This window comes from Roseibium sp. (assembly GCF_025698965.1).
Taxonomy (GTDB): Bacteria; Pseudomonadota; Alphaproteobacteria; order Rhizobiales; family Stappiaceae; genus Roseibium.
In genome coordinates, this window is record NZ_JAILWL010000525.1 from 1 (window position 1) to 4,280 (window position 4,280).

The window sequence follows — 4,280 nt, forward strand, 5'->3', positions numbered from 1 at the left end:
CGCGTCTCGAAGATCCTTGCGTTCCGCGGCCTGGAGCGTCAGCCGATCGAACAGGGCGAAGCAGGAGACATCGTCGCGATTGCCGGCATGACTAAGGCAACGGTCGCCGACACACTCAGTGCCCCTGGCGTCGACGAGCCGCTGCAGGCCCAGCCGATCGATCCACCGACCCTCTCCATGACCTTCCGTGTCAATGACAGCCCGCTTGCGGGCACCGAAGGCTCAAAGGTTCAGTCGCGCGTTATCCGCGAGCGTCTGATGAAAGAGGCTGAAGGCAACGTTGCTCTGAAAATTGAAGACACCGACGAGCCGGATGCCTTCATTGTCTCGGGCCGCGGCGAATTGCTGCTTGCGATCCTGATTGAGAACATGCGCCGCGAAGGCTTTGAGCTCGGCGTCGGCCGTCCACGCGTCGTCTATCAGTATGACGATGCCGGCAATCGCCTGGAGCCGATCGAGGAAGTCATCATCGACGTCGACGAAGAACATTCCGGTGTGGTTGTCCAGAAGCTGCAGGAACGCAAGGCGGACCTCCTGGAGATGAAACCGTCCGGTGGTGGCCGCACGCGCCTGGTGTTCAACGCCCCGACCCGTGGTCTCATCGGCTATCAGGCAGAACTGATGTCCGATACACGCGGCACAGCGATTTTCAACCGCCTGTTCCACGGCTACGAGCCTTACAAAGGGCCTATCCAGGGCCGTCACACCGGCGTCCTGCTGTCGAACGGCACCGGTGAGGCCGTTGCCTACGCGCTCTTCAACCTGGAAGACCGCGGCCCGATGATGATCGATCCGGGCACCAAAGTGTATCCGGGCATGATCGTTGGCGAGCACACGCGCGGCAACGATTTGGAAGTCAACGTGCTGAAAGGCAAACAGCTGACCAACATTCGCTCGGCTGGCAAGGACGACGCAGTCAAGCTGACCACGCCGATCAAGCTGACCCTGGAAGCGGCGCTGTCCTACATCGCAGACGACGAGCTGGTGGAAGTGACACCGGCCACTATTCGCCTGCGCAAGGCGGAGCTTGACCCGCATGAGCGCAAACGCGCAGAACGCGCGGCAAACAAGGCATCTGCATAAGCCACTGCCAGTTTGCGATGAAAAAAGGCCCGGGCTTCGTCCCGGGTCTTTTCTTTTGCCTCCACACAAAGGCCTACTTGCTTGTGTGCACTGCAATAGGCTCTAATCTCCCAAACAGACCAGAGTTGGGAGGGACCGTTGAGCAAAACCAATCGCGGTAATTTTTTTGAGGATTTTGAAGTCGGACAGGTGATCCGGCACGCGACACCGCGCACGATCACGGGCGGCGACCAGGCGCTTTACACAGCCCTTTATGGCTCTCGCTTTGCGGTTCAGTCCTCCGACGCCTTTGCGAAATCACTTGGCTACGCCCATGCCCCGATTGAAGATCTGCTGACATTCCACGTCGTCTTCGGCAAGACCGTGCCGGATATTTCCTTGAACGCGGTAGCAAATCTCGGATATGCCGGCGGGCGCTTTCTGGCACCGGTCTATCCGGGTGACACGATCTCGACCGTGTCGGAAGTCATCGGCAAAAAGGAAAATTCCAACGGCAAGACCGGTGTCGTCTATGTCCGCTCCACCGGCTACACCGCCAACGGGACGGAAGTCCTGGACTATGTCCGCTGGGTTATGGTGAAAAAGCGGGATGAGGCAAGCCCTGCGCCAGAACCTGTTGTTCCGGACCTCCCCTCAGCCATTGATTCACAAGCGCTCGGCACAGCGGTTCCTCTGCTCGATGCGGCAAACTGGGACAATGATCTGGCAGGATCAAAATTCCGATTTGACGATTATGAGATTGGCGAAAAGGTCGACCATGTCGACGGTATGACCGTCGAAGAAGCCGAGCATCAGCTCGCCACCCGGCTCTATCAGAACACGGCAAAAGTCCATTTCAATCAGCACTCGGAAGGGCAGGGCCGGTTCGGTAAACGCCTGATCTACGGCGGCCATGTCATTTCACTCGCACGCGCCCTGTCCTTCAACGGATTGGGCAATGCGTTCCATATTTCCGGGATTAATGGTGGCCGCCACGTGGCCCCACTCTTTTCAGGCGACACTGTTTATGCCTGGTCGGAAGTGCTGGACAAGGCGGAGATCGAAGGTCGCATGGATGTGGGCGCACTGCGCCTGCGCCTGGTCGCCACCAAGAACCGAATCTGCGGCGACTTCCCGCTGAAAGACCCGGACGGCAAGTATTTCGACAACGTCATCCTCGACTTCGACTACTGGGCCCTGATGCCGAAATAGGGGTCACGATAGACCTTCCGTCGGTCTCAAGACCGGCAGCGTCGCTTTCACCTCTGGACAAGACAGAATGCTATTGCTCACACTCTTCTCAAAACCGGGAGGAGTGTGAGCCATGAAAACCGTTTCTTTCACCCAGATGAAGGACGGCACAAAGGAAGACTACGAACTTCTTGAACAAGCCGAAAAACCTTACCACGCAATGACTGCGGATCGGATCCTCGCCGAATTGCGCCGTCAGGGTGAAGACACGCTGTCTGGTTACAAGATTACCCGCATGGCGCATGGGCTTCAGGCCGCAACCCGCGCCCGACGCGAAGGCGCGGATATCGACTGGATTGTCGGCGCGCTGCTGCACGATATCGGTGACGGTCTAGCCCCTCAGAACCATGACCGCTTTTCAGCTGAGGTCATCCGCCCGTTCGTGCGCGAGGAAGTCGCCTGGGTTGTCGAGCATCACGGCATCTTTCAGATGGTGTATTACGCGCAACACTACGGCTGGGACGAAAACGCCCGTGATCAGTTCAAGGATCACATGCACTTCCAGGCCTGCTCGGATTTCTGTGAAAGATGGGACCAGAGTTCCTTCGACCCGGAGTATCCGACAGATCCCCTGGAAAGCTTCGAACCGCTGGTCCGGGAAGTCTTTGCCCGCAAGGCCTACGATCCCGAGGTTATCCGGGAAGGAGTATCGACAGGCGTTCCGAAGCTCGAAAGCTGATCAGGGTTTAACCGCCGGCACCACTTCCGTGGCAATCGGGCCGACACTTGATGCATCGTCAGTCGCCTTCGATCCGAATGGTACCCAGCGCTTGAAGAACCCACTGACCGCCCCCCCGCGGGACTGCTCCTGCGGGGCGAACGCGGTTTCAACCGTCGAACCGGGTTTCTGCGAAACGGCGGGTGTGTTTTCAACGACTTCAGTCGCAGCAACCTCAGCCTGCCCGACTGCAGCCGGTACATTTTCTTCGCTTACTGCAGTCTGCGTCTTTTCCGGATCGTTGCCGCCACCTAACGTCTTGGCAAGGCGGTTTGACCGTTCGTCCCAGCGTTTCTGGCGTTCCTCGCGCGCATCGAAGCGGGCGGCCAGTTGCTGAAACTTTTCGTCATCCTTGCGTTGCTTGGAAGCGACCGCTGTCGCGATTCGCGGGCTGACCTGGTAGTCCGGACACTTCGCACTGGCCCGGAACGGCACGCCCTCCACAAGTGCGGTTGCGTCAAAGACATATTTCTTTTCGCAGACCGACACTTTCGGCGGCGTTTTTGAAATCTCGAAGTGATCGTAACCGGTTTTTAGCATCTTCCAGTAGTCCAGATGCTCGCTGGTTCTGTGACGCGCCATGTTTTCCGGTGTCATCCGGAACGGAAATGCCTGGACCTGGAACGAGCGCTGACCGCCTTTGAAACTGTCGCGGGCGAGCGCATAAATGTCTTGCACCTGTTCGTCGGTCATCGCGTAGCACCCGCGCGATGAGCAGGCACCATGCACCATCAGGTGGGATCCTGTCCGTCCATGCGACCGATCATACTTGTTCGGATAACCAAGATTAAACGCAAGGTGATAGCTGGAATTTGGGTTCATCAGGGCTGGGGTGATCTCGTAGAATCCCTCGGGCGCCTGGCGGTCACCTTCCTTGAATTTCGGGCCCAGCTTGCCCGACCACTTGCAGATCTCAAATTCTTCCAGAAGCTTGTACTTGCCCGTCCTGGACTGCTTCCAGACCTCAAGTTCCGATTCTTCCTTGAAGATCCGGATCATGATCGGCGATGTCGAACTCATGTTCTGATCGGACATTTTGCGCTTCAACGAAGCGCTCACGGGAAGTTTCGCCTTGTTTGGGCCTGCAATGAATTCGTCGCCCTGACAGCCAGCAAGAACAGCTGCTGCAATGAGCGCTGCACCGATTTTGACGGTCTTGCGACGGTTCCGGTTGCCGGAGCCCAAGTGAAGACCGGCTGGCGTTTGCAATTGGCGCCGAAAAACCATTTTACTATCCCAAAATCATCGG

The 4,280-nt window shown here is 57.7% G+C and carries 3 protein-coding genes and 1 pseudogene; 3 read left to right on the forward strand and 1 reads right to left on the reverse strand.

Translation table 11 applies throughout. The features are described 5' to 3' along the window. From K5905_RS28605 to K5905_RS28615, 3 genes and pseudogenes are all read left to right on the forward strand, one after another. Positions 1–1,083 (forward strand): annotated as a pseudogene (locus K5905_RS28605) (translational GTPase TypA); the annotation flags it as partial. A 138-nt stretch (positions 1,084–1,221) separates the two neighbouring features. Then, positions 1,222–2,274 carry a MaoC family dehydratase gene (locus tag K5905_RS28610; protein WP_297590779.1) on the forward strand — a complete coding sequence of 351 codons (1,053 nt, stop codon included), beginning with the start codon at positions 1,222–1,224 and terminating at the stop codon, positions 2,272–2,274. A gap of 112 nt (positions 2,275–2,386) precedes the next feature. Beyond that, positions 2,387–2,992 (forward strand): HD domain-containing protein, encoded by a 606-nt coding sequence (locus K5905_RS28615; protein ID WP_297590782.1) that lies wholly within the window; start codon positions 2,387–2,389, stop codon positions 2,990–2,992. Here the strand turns inward: K5905_RS28615 and K5905_RS28620 are convergent, their stop codons facing one another. Further along, positions 2,993–4,258, reverse strand: a complete 1,266-nt coding sequence (locus K5905_RS28620) for a murein L,D-transpeptidase family protein (protein ID WP_297590785.1) — start codon at positions 4,256–4,258, stop codon at positions 2,993–2,995. It abuts the gene before it with no gap. Positions 4,259–4,280: the final 22 nt, after the last annotated feature.